Source organism: Corynebacterium timonense (assembly GCF_900105305.1).
GTDB lineage: Bacteria > Actinomycetota > Actinomycetes > Mycobacteriales > Mycobacteriaceae > Corynebacterium > Corynebacterium timonense.
In genome coordinates this window covers 604,438-621,453 of the sequence record NZ_LT629765.1, presented here as the reverse complement: position 1 = coordinate 621,453, position 17,016 = coordinate 604,438, and the positions used below count along the sequence as shown (strand labels likewise).

Annotated in this window: 15 protein-coding genes; 6 read left to right on the top strand and 9 right to left on the bottom strand. The window is 68.9% G+C overall.

From position 1 onward, the window contains the following. Positions 1-34 precede the first annotated feature (34 nt). A complete protein-coding gene (locus BLT81_RS03030) occupies positions 35-805 on the bottom strand; it encodes a DivIVA domain-containing protein (RefSeq protein WP_019193028.1) in 771 nt (256 codons plus the stop codon). Between the two features lie 49 nt (positions 806-854). Then, positions 855-2,201 carry an NADP-specific glutamate dehydrogenase gene (gene gdhA / locus BLT81_RS03025; RefSeq protein ID WP_019193029.1) on the bottom strand — a complete coding sequence of 449 codons (1,347 nt, stop codon included), beginning with the start codon at positions 2,199-2,201 and terminating at the stop codon, positions 855-857. A 229-nt stretch (positions 2,202-2,430) separates the two neighbouring features. Here gdhA and BLT81_RS03020 point away from each other — a divergent pair, with 229 nt between their 5' ends. Then, positions 2,431-3,564 carry a glycerate kinase gene (locus BLT81_RS03020; protein ID WP_019193030.1) on the top strand — a complete coding sequence of 378 codons (1,134 nt, stop codon included), beginning with the start codon at positions 2,431-2,433 and terminating at the stop codon, positions 3,562-3,564. On the opposite strand, the gene BLT81_RS03015 is transcribed toward BLT81_RS03020, so the two are convergent. Beyond that, complete coding sequence (locus BLT81_RS03015) at positions 3,534-3,932, bottom strand: hypothetical protein (protein ID WP_019193031.1); 399 nt, start codon at positions 3,930-3,932, stop codon at positions 3,534-3,536. The two genes, BLT81_RS03020 and BLT81_RS03015, sit on opposite strands and share 31 nt — an antisense overlap. 31 nt (positions 3,933-3,963) lie before the next feature. Here BLT81_RS03015 and BLT81_RS03010 point away from each other — a divergent pair, with 31 nt between their 5' ends. The 5 genes from BLT81_RS03010 (at position 3,964) to BLT81_RS02990 (ending at position 11,811) form a co-directional block, all read left to right on the top strand. Then, a complete protein-coding gene (locus BLT81_RS03010; RefSeq protein WP_019193032.1) occupies positions 3,964-5,352 on the top strand; it encodes a DUF4921 family protein in 1,389 nt (462 codons plus the stop codon). An 18-nt stretch (positions 5,353-5,370) separates the two neighbouring features. Beyond that, positions 5,371-6,645, top strand: coding sequence for an amidohydrolase (locus BLT81_RS03005; protein ID WP_019193033.1), 1,275 nt, complete (start codon positions 5,371-5,373; stop codon positions 6,643-6,645). Between the two features lie 120 nt (positions 6,646-6,765). Beyond that, the gene (locus BLT81_RS03000; protein WP_155860762.1) at positions 6,766-9,162 is read left to right on the top strand and encodes a glycogen/starch/alpha-glucan phosphorylase; all 2,397 of its coding nucleotides are present in this window, start codon (positions 6,766-6,768) and stop codon (positions 9,160-9,162) included. A gap of 37 nt (positions 9,163-9,199) precedes the next feature. Continuing rightward, positions 9,200-11,104: an aminodeoxychorismate synthase component I gene (pabB, locus tag BLT81_RS02995; RefSeq protein WP_019193035.1), complete on the top strand. Its 1,905-nt coding sequence runs from the start codon at positions 9,200-9,202 to the stop codon at positions 11,102-11,104. Continuing rightward, the gene (locus tag BLT81_RS02990) at positions 11,101-11,811 is read left to right on the top strand and encodes an aminotransferase class IV (protein WP_019193036.1); all 711 of its coding nucleotides are present in this window, start codon (positions 11,101-11,103) and stop codon (positions 11,809-11,811) included. Before pabB ends, BLT81_RS02990 begins: the two co-directional genes overlap by 4 nt. On the opposite strand, the gene pyk is transcribed toward BLT81_RS02990, so the two are convergent. The 6 genes from pyk to hisF form a co-directional block, all read right to left on the bottom strand. Further along, positions 11,795-13,222 (bottom strand): pyruvate kinase, encoded by a 1,428-nt coding sequence (pyk, locus tag BLT81_RS02985; protein WP_040420635.1) that lies wholly within the window; start codon positions 13,220-13,222, stop codon positions 11,795-11,797. The two genes, BLT81_RS02990 and pyk, sit on opposite strands and share 17 nt — an antisense overlap. 65 nt (positions 13,223-13,287) lie before the next feature. Next, on the bottom strand, positions 13,288-14,172 hold the full coding sequence (gene lgt, locus BLT81_RS02980; RefSeq protein WP_040420636.1) for a prolipoprotein diacylglyceryl transferase: 885 nt from the start codon (positions 14,170-14,172) through the stop codon (positions 13,288-13,290). A gap of 59 nt (positions 14,173-14,231) precedes the next feature. Continuing rightward, positions 14,232-15,059 carry an indole-3-glycerol phosphate synthase TrpC gene (locus BLT81_RS02975; RefSeq protein ID WP_019193039.1) on the bottom strand — a complete coding sequence of 276 codons (828 nt, stop codon included), beginning with the start codon at positions 15,057-15,059 and terminating at the stop codon, positions 14,232-14,234. A gap of 108 nt (positions 15,060-15,167) precedes the next feature. Beyond that, positions 15,168-15,851, bottom strand: coding sequence for a TIGR02234 family membrane protein (locus BLT81_RS02970; protein ID WP_019193040.1), 684 nt, complete (start codon positions 15,849-15,851; stop codon positions 15,168-15,170). Next, positions 15,844-16,218, bottom strand: coding sequence for a phosphoribosyl-AMP cyclohydrolase (hisI, locus tag BLT81_RS02965; RefSeq protein WP_040420771.1), 375 nt, complete (start codon positions 16,216-16,218; stop codon positions 15,844-15,846). Before hisI ends, BLT81_RS02970 begins: the two co-directional genes overlap by 8 nt. A gap of 8 nt (positions 16,219-16,226) precedes the next feature. Further along, positions 16,227-17,009: an imidazole glycerol phosphate synthase subunit HisF gene (hisF, locus tag BLT81_RS02960; RefSeq protein ID WP_040420773.1), complete on the bottom strand. Its 783-nt coding sequence runs from the start codon at positions 17,007-17,009 to the stop codon at positions 16,227-16,229. Between the last annotated feature and the right edge of the window lie 7 nt (positions 17,010-17,016).

Sequence of the window (17,016 nt, the reverse complement as noted above, 5' to 3'; positions counted from 1 at the left end):
AGTAATACGGCTAGTAATACGGCGAGGTATCTGGCTAGTAATCAGAATCGTTGTCGTCGCGCTGCGGCTGCCCGGAGCGCGGGCGGCGGCCGTAGTCGCGGCGCTCGTAGCGCTCGCCGGAGGCGCCGGCGCCGCGGCGCAGCGCGGAGCGGTCCGAGGACACGGTGCGCAGAACGGCGCTGAGCGACTCCTCGAACTCCGAGAGCTTGGAGTCGACGTAGTCGTCGCACTCGGCGCGCAGGCGCGACGAGTCCGCGTGCGCGTTCTCCACAAGGCGGCGGGCTTCCTCGTCCGCGCGGCGCATGACCTCGGACTCGCCGACCAAGCGCTGCTGTTCTGCCAGGCCCGCATCCACGGCACGCTCGTACTCCTGGTTGCCGTTGTCGATGAGGCGGTCCGCCTCGCCGCGCGCGGAGGCGACGGTCTGATCTGCCTCTTCTCGGGCCCGCGCGACGGTGCGCTCGGCGTCCTCCTCCGCAGTGGAGACGAGGTGGGCGGCACGCGACTGGGCGTCGGACAACATGCTCTCCGTCTGGTTGTGCACGTCACGCATAATGCGCTCGGCCTCGTCCTCGGCGTCAGCAACGAGGGTGTCCGCGCGCTCCTGCGCACCGCGCAGGATCTCGTCCTGTTGGTCCAACACGTCCTGGGCGTCGTCGACCTCAACGGGCAGGGCGTTGCGGATGTCGTCGAGGAGAGCAAGCACGTCGTTGCGCGGGACCATACAGTTGGAGGTCATTGGCACGCCGTAGGCCTGCTCCACGGTGCGGACGAGTTCATCGAGGGCTTCAAAAACGCGGTACATGGTGCTCCAGCCTAGTTCTCATCGCCCCCGAAACGTGGCGGCGCGGCCGTTAGATCACGCCCTGCGCCAGCATCGCGTCCGCCACCTTCTTGAAGCCGGCGATGTTCGCGCCGACGACGTAGTCGCCCGAGCGGCCGTACTCCTCGGCCGTGTTGCTCGACACCTTGAAGATGTTGGACATGATCTGGTGCAGGCGCTGGTCCGTGTACTCGAAGGTCCAGGAGTCGCGGGAGGCGTTCTGCTGCATCTCCAGCGCGGAGGTCGCCACACCGCCCGCGTTGGCGGCCTTGCCCGGGCCGAAACTGATCTTGTTCTCGCGGAAGACCTCAACGGCCTCCGGCGTCGACGGCATGTTCGCCCCCTCCGCGACGTACTTCACGCCGTTGCCCACGAGGGCGCGGGCGTTCTCTCCGCTCAGCTCGTTCTGGGTGGCGCACGGCAGGGCCACGTCCGCCTCGAGGTTCCAGATGGAGCCGTCCTCATGGAAGGTTGCCCCCGGCGCCTCGGAGACGTAGGCGGACACGCGCTCGCGACGGACCTCCTTGACGTCCTTGAGCAGCTCGACATCGACACCGCTCGGGGTCTCCACCCAGCCGGAAGAGTCGGAGAAACCGACGACGGTCGCGCCCAGCTCCTGCGCCTTCTCGATGGCGTAGATGGCCACGTTGCCCGAGCCGGAGACGATGACCTTCGCGCCGTCGAGGGACTCGCCGCGCGCCTTCATCATCTCGTCGGTGAAGTAGACGCAGCCGTAGCCGGTGGCCTCGGTGCGCACAAGGGAGCCGCCCCAGGTCAGGCCTTTGCCGGTGAGCACGCCCGACTCGTGGTTGTTGGCGAGGCGGCGGTACTGGCCAAAAAGGAAACCGACCTCGCGCCCCCCGACGCCGATGTCGCCGGCGGGGACGTCGCGGTACTCGCCGATGTGGCGCCACAGTTCCGTCATGAACGACTGGCAAAAGCGCATGATCTCGGCGTTGGACTTGCCCTTCGGGTCGAAGTCGGAGCCGCCCTTACCGCCGCCGATGGGCAGGCCGGTCAGGGAGTTCTTGAAGATTTGCTCGAAGCCGAGGAACTTGATGATGCCGAGGTTGACCGAGGGGTGGAAGCGCAGGCCGCCCTTGTAGGGGCCGAGTGCGGAATTGAACTGGACGCGGAAGCCGCGGTTGACGCGGACCTCGTTGTTGTCGTCGATCCACGGCACGCGGAAGATGATCTGGCGCTCGGGTTCGCAGAGACGTTCGATGAGCCCGTAATCGGCGTAGTGCGGATCCTTCTCCAAGACGATCTTCAGCGACTCGAGGACCTCGGCGACGGCCTGGTGAAACTCGGGCTCACCGGCGTTGCGCTTGAGAAGCTTGTCGTAGTAACCGGCTACTTCCTGCTCGATGGAGGACATAGGGGGCACCTTTCTACTGCGTCGGCGTGACGTGGACCTTCCCGGCGGGAGGCCTGTAAACCCAATACCTAACGAACGGCAGGTTTACAACGTCACCAACAATACGCCTGTCCACCGAACGCGCAACAGAAATTGCCGCAATTCTTCCGCGCCCGGTGGCAAGCGCGCCCGACCCGCCTCACTAAAATCACCCTCAGCTTGAGTTTTCCCCCACACAACGGAAGTTTTTATGACACAGATCACCTCTTCTCCCGCTCCCTCCCCGCGCATCGTCATCGCCCCGGACGCCTTCAAGGGCACGGCGCGCGCCGCCGACGCCGCGCACTGGCTCGGCGAGGGTATCCGCAGCATCATCAAGGACGCCGAGATCACGCTCGTCCCCATGGCCGACGGCGGCGAGGGCACGTCCGAGCTCTTTCGCGGCGAGCGTGTCACCCTCCCCACCACCGATGCGGCCGGCCGCCTCACCGAGGCCACCTACACCTACGACGAGGACACGACCACCGCCTACATCGACATCGCCGCGGCCTCCGGCCTCCCCGCCGTCGCGGACGCCCCCGTGCCCGTAAGCGGGGACACCTACGGCACCGGCGTGCTCATCGCGGACGCACAGTCCCGCGGCGCGACGCGCATCGTCCTCGGGTTGGGCGGCTCCGCCACCGTCGACGGCGGCACTGGCATCCTTGTCGCCCTCGGCGCGCAGCCTGTCGACGCGGCCGGGTACAACCTGAAACCCGGGGGCGGCGACCTCGAGCGGCTCGCCGATATCGACACCGCCACCGTCAACATCCCCGCGGGCTCCGTCGATTGGCTGTTGCTTGCCGACGCCCTCGTCCCCGCCACCGGTCGCCGCGGCGCGGCCCACGTCTTCGGACCGCAGAAGGGCGCCACCCCCGAGGACGTCGAGACGCTCGACCGCGGCCTCGCCCACCTCTGCGACGTCACGGGAGTCGACCCCGCCACCCCAGGCTACGGCGCCGCGGGCGCGGTCGCGGTGGGTATCACGTGGCTCTCGCGCACGCTACACGGCACCGACGGGCACGTGCGGGTGGTGCCCGGCGCGCGGCTCGTGGCGCAGATGCACGGGCTCGACGAGCGCATCGCGGGCGCATCGCTCGTTGTCACCGGCGAGGGGCGCTTCGACGACCAGAGCCCCGAGGGAAAGGTGGTGTCCACGGTGCTGGACCTCGCCGCGGCCGCAGGGACCACCGCCGCCGTCGCCGCCGGCACAATCGACCACGAGCTGCCCGACGACGTGATCGGGGTCGAGCTCGAGGCGCTCGACGACACACGGGAGCAGCTCACGCGCGCCGGCGCGGAGATCGCGGTGCGCTACCTGCGCACGTCCACCATCCAGGGGTAGATCGAGGCGACCTCGAACCGCTCCTGCTGCATGAGCGCCGCTGGGTCCTTCGGCAGCGTCGCCTTCGGGGTGAGCACACGCGACAGCCCCATCGCCAGCTTGTTGTAGCTATCCGCGCCGTCGGCGGTGATGAGGAAGCGGTGCACGCGCGCGCCGTCGGCGTCCGGGTCGCCGCCGCGGTCGGTGCGGTAGACCTCCTTCAGTTGGTCGGTCGTGGGGGCGTCGAGACGCGGCGGCTCGGCGTGCTCCACCTCGCCCGAGGTGAGCATCTCGCGCCGCACGAGGATGTCGAGGGCGCTCTGAAACGAGGCGGCCACCTCGGGCGCGGCGAAGTCGGGGACAAGGACATCGAACTGGATGATCGGCATGAGCCAAGGCTAAACAATATCCTTGGAGGGCATGACCTTCTTCTCCCCCGCAGCCCCCGATCCCCTCGTCACCATGGCCGACGGCACGGTCAAACAGGTGAACCCGTTTTCGGGGACCGAGGTGTGGACGGTCCCCGGGCGCGGCGACCGGCCTCTGGCCACCCCCGTGCGCAACGCCTCGCCGCTGCGCCCGGAGGACTTCACCGACTCGTGCGCGTTTTGTTCGGACAACCAGCTGAGCACGCCGCCGGAAAAGTCCCGCCTTGTGCGCTCGAGCGAGGGGGACTGGGACGGAGACGGGTGGGCCCTGCGCCAGCGCCTGCTCCCCAGCCAGCTCGGGGAGGAACGCGCGGAGTTTCGCCGCGTGCCCAACCTCTTCGAGATCGTCTCGTACAACTACTGGGCAAAAAACTACGGCTACGAGATGCCCAGCGCCCAGCGCGAGTGGATGGACACCTACCTCGCGGACCCCGCCGGGCGCTCCCACCTGCTCGACATCGCGCGCCGCCGCCTCGGCTCGGCGGCCGACGGCGCCTCGGAAGAGGAGCTTCTTAAGCTCGCACCCTCCTACTTCGGCGGCGGCCACGACGTCATCATCGCCCGGCGCCACTTCGTCGACGACGCGACGGACGATTCCCAGCTCGCCTCGTCGGGCACGCTGACGCCCGACGAACATTTCGGGTTTATCACCCTCACCATCGACGCGATGCGCGACCTGTACGACACCAACCGCTACGCGCCTTACGTGGCTGTGTTCCAGAATTGGCTCTCCCCGGCCGGCGCCTCCTTTGACCACCTGCACAAGCAGCTCGTTGCTATCGACGAGCGCGGGGCGAGCAACGACTGGGAAATTGCCAAGCTGCGGCACAACGCGAACATGTACAACGAGCTGGCCGTCAACCACGCCTTCTACCACAACCTCGTCATTGCGGAGAACGAACACGCCATCCTGCTCGCCGGCGTCGGGCACCGCTACCCCACGATGGTGGTCTACTCCAAGTCGGCCGCCGCAGAGCCGTGGCTCATGCGCGCCGACGAGGCCCGCTGCTTTTCCGACCTGCTCCACGCCGCGCACGCCGCGACCGGGCCGCAGGTGCCGTGCAACGAGGAGTGGCACCACAAGCCGATCGATCTCGACGTGGCCATGCCGCTGCGCGTGAACCTGAAGTGGCGCGTGTCCACCCTCGCCGGCTTCGAGGGGGGCACCAAGATCTACGTCAACACCATCTCGCCGAGCAACATCCGCGAGCGCATCACCCGGCGCCTCGTCGAGCTGCGTGAGCAGGGGCGTATCAGCGACACGATCCGCGTCGCGGACGAGTGCACGCCGGTGCGCAACTGCCTGCGCTACAACCCCTCGCTAAGTTGGGAGGCGGACCCGCACGTCACAGACCGCGTGCACCTTCACCACCACCCGTAAAGGAGTATCGACCACCCCATGAGTACCGGCCCAGACGCGGACACGCCCTTCGCCGACATCTTCGCCGCCTACGAGATCGACTCGGTGTGGCAGCGACGCCTCTACGAGATCCTGCACTCGAACCCCGAGCTGTCGATGCAGGAGGAGGAGACCCACCGGCGCATCCTCACCGAGCTGGGCCGCTTCGACTGCGAGGTTGTCGCCCCGCTGGGCCAGTACGGCATCGTCGCCATCTTCCGCAACGGCGAGGGACCGACCGTGCTCTACCGCGCCGACTTCGACGGCTTGCCCGTCACCGAGGCGACCGGGGTGTCCTACGCCTCCCACAAGGTCGTGCCGGGCCCCGACGGCAAGCCTGTGGGGACGATGCACGCCTGCGGCCACGACGTGCACACCACGGCTCTGCTCGGCCTGTGCGACTTCATGGACCACACGCGCGAGCACTGGACGGGCACCTTCATCGCGCTGTTCCAGCCGGGCGAGGAGATCGCCGCTGGGGCGGACGCGATGGTCGAGGACGGCCTGACCAGCCGTGTGCCCCGGCCCGACGTGTGCTTTGGCATGCACGTCATGCCCGGCCGCGCAGGCCAGGTGATGAGCAAGGAGGGCCCCCAGTTCGCCGCCTGCGACTCCATCCGCGTCACCATCCCGGGCCGCAGCGCCCACGGCTCCATGCCGCACGCCGCGGTGGACCCGACGTTTACCGCCGCCATGATCATCACCCGCATGCAGGGCATCGTCGGCCGCGAAGTCGACCCCGGCGACTTCGCCGTGGTCACCGTCGCCAGCATGCGCGCCGGCTCCGCCAACAACATCATCCCGGCCTCCGCGGAGCTCACCCTCAACTGCCGCTTCTACAGTGACAAGACAAAGGCCAAGGTCTACGCCTCCATCGAGCGCGTCGTCCACGCCGAGGTGCTCGCCTCCGGCATCACGGACGCCCCCGCGATCGAGTACTTCGCCCACGGGGAGCTGCTGAGCAATGACGCCGTCGTGTACAACAAGGTCCGCCCCAACTTCGACGCCGTCTTCGGGCACGACTCGGTGCGAGCGCCGCGCAAGACCGTCTCGGAGGACTTCCCCACGATTCCGACGGCCTTCGGCGCGCCCTACTTCTTCTGGCTAGTCGGCTGCACCCCGCGGGAGCAATGGGACGCAGCGGTGCGCGCCGACCGCGTCAACGAGGACGTCCCCGTCAACCACATGGCGACCTTCCTGCCGGAGTACGAGCCGACGATCGAGTCGGCCAACAAGGCCGCGATCACCGCGGTGCTGACGTACCTGTCCAGGTAGGCTCGGGAACCGTCCCGGGCCCCGCACCACCGGGGAAACCTGCCCCGGCACGCACACACCACACCCACCAGCACGCACCAACGGCGATTCGCCAGGTAGATGAGGTAGATGAAGCAGACCATGAACACACCAGCACACACGCCAGCTTTCGAATCCACCATCGGCGGGCACATCCGCAGCTTCTCCGGCGCGCGACCCGAAAACTCGACTGTGAAAAAGTTCTGGACCGGCCTGTCCGCAGCGGTCATGGAGCAGCTGGCCGACGACTGGGACGCGACCCGCAAGGCCTACGCCGCCACCCGCCGCCAGGCGTACTTCTCCGCGGAGTTCCTGCAGGGCCGCGCCCTTCTGAACAACCTCACCAACGTGGGCCTTGTCGACGACGCGGCGCGCGTCACCTCCGAGTACGGCCGCGAGCTGGCCGATGTCCTCGAGGCCGAGCACGACGCCGCCCTGGGCAACGGCGGCCTGGGCCGCCTCGCTGCCTGCTTCCTCGACTCCGCGGTGACCCAGGACTACCCCGTTACCGGCTACGGCCTGCTCTACCGCTACGGCCTGTTCCGCCAGGAGTTCGTCGACGGCTTCCAGAAGGAGCAACCCGACGCCTGGAAGGAGACCTTCTACCCCTTCATCGTGCGCCGCGGCACGCAGCAGCGCATCGTGCGTTTCGACGACATGAACGTCCGCGCGGTGCCCTACGACATGCCGATCACCGGCTACGGCACCCGCAACGTCGGCACGCTGCGCCTGTGGGACGCCAAGCCTGTCCACGAGTTTGACTACGACGCGTTCAACCACCAGCGCTTCACCGACGCCATCCTCGAGCGCGAGGCGGTGCACGACCTGACACGCGTGCTCTACCCCAACGACTCCTCCTTCGCCGGAAAGGTGCTGCGCGTGCGCCAGCAGTACTTCTTCGTCTCCGCCTCCCTGCAGGAGATGCTGGACACCTACATCGAGCACCACGGCGAGGACGTGCGCGGCTTCCACGACTACAACTCGGTTCAGCTCAACGACACGCACCCCGTCCTCGCCATCCCGGAGCTGATGCGCCTGCTCATGGACGAGCACGGCCTCGGCTGGGACGAGGCCTGGGAGGTGACCACCCACACCTTCGCCTACACCAACCACACTGTGCTGCAGGAGGCGCTGGAGACCTGGGACGCGGCCATCTTCAAGCAGCTGTTCTGGCGTATCTGGGAGATCGTCGTGGAAATCGACCGCCGCTACCGCCTGGACATGGAGTCCCGCGGGATCGACCCCGACACCGCCCACCGCCACTCCCCCGTCCACGACGGCAAGGTGCACATGGCGTGGATCGCGGCCTACGCCTCCTACTCCATCAACGGCGTGGCGGCTCTGCACACCGACATCATCAAGCGCGACACCCTGGGCTTTTGGCACGGGCTGTACCCGGAGAAGTTCAACAACAAGACCAACGGCGTCACCCCGCGCCGCTGGCTGCGCATGTGCAACCCGCGCCTGTCCGCACTGCTGGACCGCCTCTCCGGATCCGACGCGTGGGTGACAAACCTCGACGCGCTGCGCGAGCTGCGCCACTTCGCCGACAACGACGACGTCATGCGCGAACTGCGCGAGATCAAGGTGGCCAACAAGGAGGCCTTCTCCGCCTGGCTGTCCGACCACCAGGGCGAGACAGTCGATCCAGACTCCGTCTTTGACACCCAAATAAAGCGCCTGCACGAGTACAAGCGCCAGCTCATGAACGCGCTCTACATCCTCGACCTGTACTTCCGCATCAAGGAGGACGGCGAGCGCGACGTGCCCAAGCGCACCTTCATCTTCGGCGCGAAGGCGGCGCCGGGCTACGCGCGCGCGAAGGGCATCATCAAACTCATCAACGCGATCGGCGAGCTGGTCAACAACGACCCCGAGGTATCGACCTACCTGCAGGTCGTCTTCGTGGAGAACTACAACGTCTCCCCCGCCGAGCACATCATCCCCGCCACAGACGTCTCCGAGCAGATCTCCACCGCGGGCAAGGAGGCCTCGGGCACCTCCAACATGAAGTTCATGATGAACGGCGCGCTCACCCTGGGCACCATGGACGGTGCCAACGTCGAGATCGTCGACTCCGTCGGCGCGGACAACGCCTACATCTTCGGCGCCACCGTCGACGAACTGGACGAGCTGCGCGAGCGCTACAACCCGCAGGCCTGCCTCGAGCAGACCCCGGGCCTCAAGCGCGCGCTCGACGCGCTCACCGACGGCACGCTTGACGACGCTGGAACAGGCGCCTTCCACGACATCCGCGCCTCGCTCCTCGAGTCGAATGGCTGGGACACCCCGGACGTCTACTACGTGCTGGGCGACTTCGCCGCCTACCGCGACACCCGCGACCGCATGGCCCACGAGTACTACGAGGACCCGCTGCACTGGGCGCGCATGTGCTGGATCAACATCTGTGAGTCAGGGCGCTTCTCGTCCGACCGCACCATCCGCGACTACGCTACCGAGGTGTGGAACATCGAGCCGACCCCGATCGCACGCGACTAGCCGCCCTGAGCGCTCGCCCTTTCGCGGGGCGGCGCTCGTGATCCTGCTCGTCGACAACCGCGATTCCTACACCTTCAACCTCGCCCACCTCATTGCCGCGGTGGCGGGCGAGGAACCCGAGGTCGTGCGCTCCGACGACGTCGACCGCTTGGGCATCTGCGAGCGCGTGCGCGCTGGTGCCTACAGCCACGTCGTCATTTCCCCTGGGCCGGGCACTCCGAGCGCCGACGAGGACTTTGGGGGCTCCCGCGCCGTCATCGAGGCCGCCGCGGGCGTCCCGCTGCTCGGGGTGTGCCTGGGCCATCAGGGCCTGGCCCACCTAGCGGGCGCGGACGTCGAGCGCGCCGAGCCGCACCACGGGCACGTGAGCACGCTCCGACACTCGGGCGAGGGCATCTTCGCCGGCGTGCCTCAGGGCATGCGGGTCGTGCGCTACCACTCGCTGCATGTCACGGACATTCCCGGCGTGCGCGTCCACGCTCGCAGCGAGGACGGCGTTGTGCAGGCCCTCGAGGTGCTCGGCGCCCCGCATTGGGGCGTGCAGTTCCACCCCGAGTCGGTACTCACCGAGCACGGCGACACACTCATGCGTAACTTCCTTGCGCTCGCGCCCGCCGGTGACGCGCCGCGCAGGTGGGGCCTTGCGCACGAGGCGGTGGACGTGGACCTGGACACCGAGGCCACCTTCCGTGCGCTCACCGGCGCGGGAGGCAACGCCTTCTGGCTCGACTCCGCCACGGGCGAGGGCTACAGCATCATGGCCAGCGGCGCCGGGTCGTTGACGCGCACCTTGGCCTACAGCCTCACTTCGGGCGGGGACGTGCTCGCCGAGCTCGAGGCCGAGCTTGCCGTGGACGTGGACACGAGCACCGCCCCGCCTCTCCCCTTCACTGGCGGCTGGGTCGGCTACCTCACCTACGAGTGCGCCGCCCTGACCCTCCCCGGCTTCGTCCCCCGGCACGCCAACTCCTACCCCGACGCGTGCTTTGTGCGCCCGCAGTCGTTCCTCGTCTACGATCACGCGGCGCGGCGCGCGCATCTCATGGCGCTCTACCAGCCAGAACGGGAGGCGGAGGCGACGCGGCTCGTCGCTACGCTGAAAGCGGCTCTTCGCGCCCAGCCTGCCGCGACCGAGCCCGCGGGCCTCGGCCCCGGATCGTGGCGGCTGAGCAGGGAGGAGTACCTCGCGCGCATCGCGGCGATCAAAGCGGCGCTGGCGCGCGGGGACTCCTACGAGGTGTGTCTGACCGACACCTACGAGGCACCCGCCGCAGGCCGCGGCCTCGACCTCTACTCGCGGCTGCGGCGCTCCAACCCGGCGCCCTACGCCGCCTACCTCGCCCTCGGCGACGTCGAAGTGCTCTCCAGCTCGCCCGAACGCTTCCTCCGCGTCCGCGACCGCGCGGTCGAGGCCAAGCCCATCAAGGGCACCATCCCGCGCGATCAGCCTCCGAGCGCCCTGCGTGACGACGCCAAAACGCGCGCCGAGAACCTCATGATCGTCGACCTACTGCGCAACGACCTCTCCCGCGTCTGCACCCCCGGCAGCGTCTCCGTGCCGAAGCTCATGCACGTGGAAACCTACGCCACCGTGCACCAGCTCGTCTCTACCGTGACCGGTCAGCTGCGCCCCGGGGCCAGCCTGGTGGACCTTGTGCGCGCGGCGTTCCCGCCCGGCTCAATGACGGGCGCGCCGAAGGAGCGCACCTGCGCGATCATCGACGAGCTCGAGGCCGGGCCGCGCGGGGTGTACTCGGGCGTGGTGGGCTACCTCGGTTTCGACGGCTCCGCCGACCTCAGCGTGGTCATCCGCACCGCCGTCGCGCACGGCGACACCGTGCGCGTCGGCGCCGGCGGCGCCATCGTGTGGGCCTCGGACGCGCACGCCGAGTACGCGGAACTCCTGCTCAAGGCGCGCGCCGTGATCGGCGGCCTCGAATGAGGCGCTACCTCTGGAGCGACGGGTGGCAGCCCACCGACGCGCCCGTCGGCGAGATCGCGTGCGCGGACTCGTGGCGCCACGTGGACGGCCGCACCCACTGTCTCGGCTCCCACGCGCGCCGCTTCGAGCGCTGTACCGGCCCGCTTCCGCCCGGCTTCTGGGAAGCCACCCTCCGCGTCGTAGGCGAAGCGGGGCACTTTTTCCCGCGGGTGGCCCTCGCGGAGGGCGAGCTGCGCCTCGACGTGCGCCCCGCCCCGCCCGCGCGGCGCACCACGGTGCTCGGCCTCGCCGACGCGCCGGACCCGCGCACCGCGCCGCTGGTCAAGGGCCCCGATCTCGCCCGCCTAGCCCGTTTCCGGGACAACTACGCACCGCCCGGCGCGGACGACGTGGTCCTCGGCGATTTCGACGAGACGACCACCGGCGCCCTCGTCGGCTGGCACGGCGACGTACTCGTCGTGCCGGCGGGCGTGCGGCTTCCCTCCGTGACCCAGGAGCAGGTGGCCGAACGCGCCCGCGAGCTCGGCCACCGCGTTCGCGCCGGACGGCTGCGCCCAGGTATGCCGCTGTGGTTTGTGAACTCGCTGCACGGCATCAGCCCCGTCACCCGCATCGTGGGTCCGGGCGGATCGCGTGCCGTGCCGGCCCAGCCGGGCGCCGCCGACTGGGCGGCGTGGTGGTGGGCCGGGTTTAGAAGCGGGGGTTAGCGGTGTCGTCGCCCAGCTGGTGCACGTGAATGGTGTTCGTCGTGCCCGCCACCCCGGGCGGGGTGCCGGCCACGACGACCATCGCGTCGCCTGCGTTGTACTGTTCCATGGACAAAAGGATGTCGTCGACGACCTTGATCATCTCGTCAGTGCCGCTGACCGGCGGGCACAAGAAGGTCTCCGCGCCCCACGTCAGGGCGAGCTGGGAGCGCACTTGCTGCACCGGGGTAAACACCAGCAGCGGCAGCTCCGGGTGCAGGCGCGCCACGCGGCGTGCGGTGTCCCCCGAGGTGGTGAAGGTGACTATCGCGCGCGCGTTGAGCCGGTTGGCGATGTCGTTGGCCGAGTAGGAGATGACGCCGCGCTTCGTGCGCGGGATGTGGTTGAGCGGCGGCACGAAGCCGGTCGACTCCGCGACGCGCACGATGCGGGCCATGGTGCGCACCACGTTGTGGGGGTCGATCCCCACCGAGGTCTCGCCCGAGAGCATGACGGCGTCCGCGCCGTCGAGCACCGCGTTGGCCACGTCCGAGGCCTCGGCGCGGGTGGGTCGGGAGTTCTCGATCATCGAGTCGAGCATCTGCGTGGCCACGATCACCGGCTTCGCGTTCTCGCGGGCGATCTGGATCACGCGCTTTTGCACGAGCGGCACCTGTTCCAGCGGGATCTCGACGCCCAGGTCGCCGCGGGCCACCATGACGGCGTCGAAGGCGAGGACGATCGACTCCAGCGCCTCGACGGCTTCGGGCTTCTCCAGCTTCGCGATGACGGGCACACGGCGGCCCACCTCGTCCATGATCTCGTGGACGAGGTCGATGTCCGCCGGGGAGCGCACGAACGATAGCGCGACGAGGTCCACGCCGAGGCGCAGCGCGAAGCGCAGGTCCTCCTTGTCCTTCTCGGACAGGGCCGGCACGGAGATGTCCATCCCGGGCAGAGAAACGCCCTTGTTGTTGGACACTGGGCCGCCCTCGGTCACCTTGGCCACCACGTCGTTGCCCTCGACGGCGGTGACGACGAGGGCGACCTTTCCGTCGTCGACAAGCAAGCGATCGCCCGGCTTCGCATCCTGCGCGAGCTGCTTGTAGGTAGTGGAGACGCGGTCGTGGGTGCCCTGGATGTCGTCGACGGTGATGCGCACCTCCTCGCCGGTCTCCCAGTACGTGGAGCCCTCCTCGAAGCGGCCGAGGCGAATCTTCGGGCCCTGCAGGTCGGCGAGGATGCCCACGGCGTGGCCGGTTGTATCGGTCGCCTCGCGCACCCATCGGTAGTTCTGCTCGTGGTCCGCGTGGTCGCCGTGCGAGAAGTTCAGGCGAGCGACGTCCATGCCCTCGCGCACCAGTCCGAGAATTGCGTCTTCGCTGGCCACCGCGGGCCCGAGAGTACACACGATTTTTGTTCTTCTATCCACGATCTCCCACCCTAGTTAGCTCCGGCGGCGCCGGCGTGTACGGTTCCGCCGCCCAAGCTACCCCGCTACGCCTCGGCGCGCTCGCGGTGGTACGTCGGGTCGACCTCCTCCGGCGTCTCCCGGCCCTTCCGCAGACGGAAGAACACGATCACAGCGACGATCAGCACAATAGCGCTCACCCAGGTGTTCACGCGCAGCCCAAGAATCATGTTTGCTTCGTCCGCGCGCATGAGCTCGACGCACGAGCGGCCCAGGGAGTACCCGGCAACGTAGAGCGCGAACACCCGGCCGTGGCCGAGGCGGAAGCGACGGTCCGCCCACAGCAGGAAGCAAAAGAGCAGGATGTTCCACAGCATCTCGTAGAGGAATGTGGGGTGCACACTCGCGATGACCTCGCCGGTGGAGCGGCCCGTCAGCGGGGCGTACGAGCCGTCCGGGCCGACGCGGTAGTAGATGTCCAACGCCCACGGCACGTCCGTGGGGCGGCCGTAGAGCTCCTGGTTGAACCAGTTGCCCAACCGCCCAATGGCCTGCGCGAGGATGACGCCGGGCGCGGCCGAATCGAGAAAGGGGCCCAGCGGGAGCTTCTTGACGCGAAACAGCGCCCACACGCCGAGGACGCCCGCCGCCACCGCGCCCCAGATGCCGAGGCCGCCGGCGGTGACGTTGAACGCCTGCCACGGGTCTCTACCGGGCCCAAAGTACTTATCCCAGTCGGTGATCACGTGGTACAAGCGCCCGCCGACAATCCCGGCCGGGATGACGACGATGACGGCGTCCCACACCACATCGGGGTTGCCGCCGCGGGCCTTGTAGCGGCGCAGGGTAATCCACAGCGCCACGATAATCCCGGCGATGATGCACAGCGCGTAGGCGCGGATGGGGAGCCGGCCGAGGTACCACACCCCTTGTGGCGGGGAAGGAATGTTTGCCAGAATCGTCGTTTCCACGCCCCATAGTCTGCCTCACGGACCCGCCTGCGGGCGAGCCGGGGCACATACAGCCCGGATTACGAGCGCGAGGGGCACGCCGGATGCTGGCCGGCGGCGGCGAGGCGCCGGGTGGCCGCGCAGATGTCCTCGTGGCTCATGACAGCCTCGGCGGCGAGGACGGCGTCGGCGCCCGCGGCGGCTGCGTCGATAAGGTCACGCGCGTTGCGCACCCCGCCAAGGCTGATCTTGAGCACCTCCGTCGGCAGCCCAGGCGCGATGTCGGCAAAGGCGTGCCGGTTGAGCGCGTTGGTGTCGAAGGTCCACGAGTTCACCGCCACGATCGTCGCCCCGGCGCGCAGCGCCCGGTCCGCGTCCTCTGGAGTGCGGACCTCCGCCATGACCTCCATACCGAGGCTCTCGGCGCGGTCGATGAGTGCCTCGAGGCGGTGCTGGTCCAGGATGCCCACCTGCAGCGGGACCATGTCGGCACCGTAGCAGCGCGCCTCGTGGATCTGGTAGGGGTCGACGATGACGTCGCGGCACACCACGGGAAGGCTCACCGCCTCGCGGGCGGCCGCCATGTCGGCGAGTGAGCCGTCGAAACGCACGCGCTCCGTCTGACAGGCGATGAGGTGGGCCCCACCGTCCTCGATCGCGCAGGCGACGTCCTCCACCGACAACCCCGAGGCGGAAAAGGGGGCCGTGGGGCCGTGCACCGGGGAGGTGCGCTTGATCTCGACGATCACGCCGCAGCCGGAGCGCAGCAGCGCGGCGCGGACGTCGCGGGTGGGTTCCATGTCCCGCGAGCGCGCCTTAATCTCGCGGAAGGACACGCCGGCCTCGCGGCGAGCGACGTCGCGAAGTACAGCGTCGACGACGCTGTCAACTGCCTGGCTGGCCGGCATGTGTACCCCTCCCATCAGCGAAAACCTGCGCGTGCTCGACGGGGTCCGAGCACATGGGTTACTGCCAGCGTATCTGCCGACGGCGCGGAGGCGAAATCGCGCCGCTTCCTAGCGGCGCTTCCCCGGCCCCTCCTGCACGTCCCCGAGGTCCGTGGGGTCAAGGTCGGCCTCGAGCGCGTCCCACATGACCCGCCCAGAATCCGGGTCGGCGGACAAATCCTGCGTGATCTTCTCCCGGCGTACGGTCTCGCGCTCGTACTTGTTCAGCTTTGCAGTGTCCGTCCCGGGGCGCGCCACAACGATCACCGCGCCCACGAGGGCAAGCACGCACCCCAGCAGCATGAGCACGGGACTGACGGTGTGCACGTCGATGCCGGTGATCTCGGCCCAGCTGGGGATCGCGTCAGAGCGGGACTGCAGGTCCTCGTAGCCCGCGGTGAGGATCGTGTGCGCGCGCTCGGGGTCGGGGCCCTGCACCAGCAGGCGGAGGGGGGCCAGCGACGCGCCGGCGGCGGCGACAGCGGCGACGACTCCGACGATGCGGCGGCCGAGGCGTCGCAAAGCAAGCGCGGCGATCGCGGAGACGAAAAGCAGCAGCGACACTGCGGAGGCCTCCGCCGACCACGCGGCGCCGCTGATGTCCGCTTCGCCGCCGCCGGCCCTGTCGTCGAAGTACGTGACCGTCATCCAGCTCAGGCGGGTGAAGCCGACGACGAGCAGCCCGCCCACCGCGAGCAGGGCCGCCCCCGCCCGCGACAGGCGCTTGTCGGAGCGCGTATGCGCGTTAGTCATGCGCCTCCCCCTCGAACAGCACGTCGGCGTCGAAGCACGTGTGGTCGCCGGTGTGGCAGGCCCCGCCGACCTGGCGCACGCGCACGAGGAGCGTGTCCCCGTCGCAGTCGAGGCGGACCCCCGTGACCTCCTGGGTGTGCCCGCTCGTCGCGCCCTTAATCCAGTACTCGCCGCGCGAGCGGGAGTAATAGGTGCCCCGGCGCGTCGCCAGCGTGTAGGCCAAGGCGTGGTCGTCCATCCAGGCCATCATGAGGACGTCGCCCGTGCCCTCCTCCTGCACGATCGCGGGCACAAGGCCCGCGTTGTTGCGTGTGAGCCTGTCCGCGATGGCCGGGTCGAGCTCGTAGACGGCCGGGTCGTCGCTCAGCGGGCGTGTCATCGCACGTCCTCCCCCGCCTCGCGCAGTGCCTTTTTCACGTCGGCGATCGGGACCTCCCCGAAATGGAAAATCGAGGCGGCGAGGACTGCGTCCGCGCCGGCGCGCGCCGCCGGGGGAAAATGCTCGGCCGCGCCCGCGCCACCCGAGGCGATGATGGGCACACTCACCGCGGCGCGGACCGCCTCGATCAGCTCGATGTCGAAGCCCTCCTTGGTGCCGTCGCCGTCCATCGAGTTCAGCAGGATCTCCCCCACACCCAGCTCCTCGCCGGTGCGGGCCCACTCGATCGCGTCGATGCCGGCCGAGCGGGTCCCGCCGTGGGTGGTCACCTCAAAGCCGGAGGGCTGGGGATGAGCACCCGGCTCGTCAGGGCGGACGCGGCGGGCGTCGATGGACAACACGATGCACTGCGCGCCGAACTCTTCGGACAGCTCGCGCAGCAGGGAGGGGTTCGCGATGGCGGCGGTGTTCACGCTCACCTTGTCTGCCCCGGCGCGTAGTAGCTCCCGCACGTCGGCGGCGGTGCGCACCCCGCCACCGACCGTCAGCGGGATGAACACGTGGTCAGCCGTCCGGCGCACCACGTCCAGCATGGTGCCCCGGCCCTGCTTCGAGGCGGAGACGTCGAGGAAGGTCAGCTCGTCGACGCCCTCGGCACCGTAGCGGGCGGCCAGCTCGACGGGGTCGCCGGCGTCGCGCAGATTCTCGAAGTTGACGCCCTTGACCACGCGCCCCTCGTCCACGTCCAAGCACGCGATGACACGCACGGCAACTCCCACGGCAGGC

Coding starts and splice junctions, on each gene's coding strand:
- BLT81_RS03030 (WP_019193028.1), bottom strand. CDS start 805: ATGTACCGCGTTTTTGAAGCCCTCGATGAACTCGTCCGCACCGTGGAG.
- gdhA (WP_019193029.1), bottom strand. CDS start 2,201: ATGTCCTCCATCGAGCAGGAAGTAGCCGGTTACTACGACAAGCTTCTC.
- BLT81_RS03020 (WP_019193030.1), top strand. CDS start 2,431: ATGACACAGATCACCTCTTCTCCCGCTCCCTCCCCGCGCATCGTCATC.
- BLT81_RS03015 (WP_019193031.1), bottom strand. CDS start 3,932: ATGCCGATCATCCAGTTCGATGTCCTTGTCCCCGACTTCGCCGCGCCC.
- BLT81_RS03010 (WP_019193032.1), top strand. CDS start 3,964: ATGACCTTCTTCTCCCCCGCAGCCCCCGATCCCCTCGTCACCATGGCC.
- BLT81_RS03005 (WP_019193033.1), top strand. CDS start 5,371: ATGAGTACCGGCCCAGACGCGGACACGCCCTTCGCCGACATCTTCGCC.
- BLT81_RS03000 (WP_155860762.1), top strand. CDS start 6,766: ATGAACACACCAGCACACACGCCAGCTTTCGAATCCACCATCGGCGGG.
- BLT81_RS02990 (WP_019193036.1), top strand. CDS start 11,101: ATGAGGCGCTACCTCTGGAGCGACGGGTGGCAGCCCACCGACGCGCCC.
- BLT81_RS02975 (WP_019193039.1), bottom strand. CDS start 15,059: ATGCCGGCCAGCCAGGCAGTTGACAGCGTCGTCGACGCTGTACTTCGC.
- BLT81_RS02970 (WP_019193040.1), bottom strand. CDS start 15,851: ATGACTAACGCGCATACGCGCTCCGACAAGCGCCTGTCGCGGGCGGGG.